We start from the raw sequence: 604 nt of genomic DNA, 5'->3' as shown, positions 1-604 counted from the left end.
AGGAGACGGGACGTAGCTCAATCGGCCAGCTTGGCGGAGGACCAGATCCGCGTGCTGCAGACAAGATACTCGATGATCGACCGGACGCGCCTTGGCTGCAGCGGGGCGCGCAACCGCGGCGCGGCGGTCTGCACAAACCGGGCAACGATCGGACGCGAGGACCTGGATGACCGGGTCTTGGGCGGGCTGCACGATCGGCTGATGCATCCGGAGTTGTTCGCGGCCTTCGTGGAGGCCGGCCTATTGGCTGGCCGTCAACAAGGCCAGCGGGTGACGCCGCAGCGGTCATGATGCCGCCCGCAAGGAACTGGCGCAGATCGGGGTGAAGATCACGAGACTCGTGAGCGCGATTGAGGTCAGGATGTATCACCCGTCAATGAAGGCGAAGATGGAGGCGATGGAGGGACGCAAGGCGGAGCTGACCAGGATGATGGCGGAAACGCCCTCACTCCCTGCCTTGCGGCTCCACCCGTCTTTGGGTGATCGATACTGCGTGGAGATCGCTCGGCTGGCGGAAGCGCTGCAGAGGCTGTCCACGCGGCCTGTGGCGACGGGGATTTTGCCGGGTCTGATCTGTAATATCCGGATGATGCCAGAGACTACC

1 protein-coding gene and 1 pseudogene are annotated in these 604 nt (G+C 64.1%); both read left to right on the top strand.

Annotated elements, in window-relative coordinates:
* The first annotated feature begins 72 nt into the window (after window positions 1–72).
* Window positions 73–291, top strand: coding sequence for a hypothetical protein (locus TW83_RS16435; RefSeq protein ID WP_045983863.1), 219 nt, complete (start codon window positions 73–75; stop codon window positions 289–291).
* 97 nt (window positions 292–388) lie between these two features.
* Window positions 389–604: pseudogene (locus tag TW83_RS21900) on the top strand (recombinase family protein); the annotation flags it as partial.

It is taken from the genome of Paracoccus sp. S4493 (genome assembly GCF_000967735.1).
Taxonomy (GTDB): domain Bacteria; phylum Pseudomonadota; class Alphaproteobacteria; order Rhodobacterales; family Rhodobacteraceae; genus Paracoccus; species Paracoccus marcusii.
Note: the sequence above shows the minus strand (reverse complement) of the source record. Positions and strands in the feature narration are given on the sequence as shown.

What these genes read in the sequence shown, in the direction of transcription:
- TW83_RS16435 (WP_045983863.1), top strand. Translation starts at nt 73, where the DNA reads ATGATCGACCGGACGCGCCTTGGCTGCAGCGGGGCGCGCAACCGCGGC.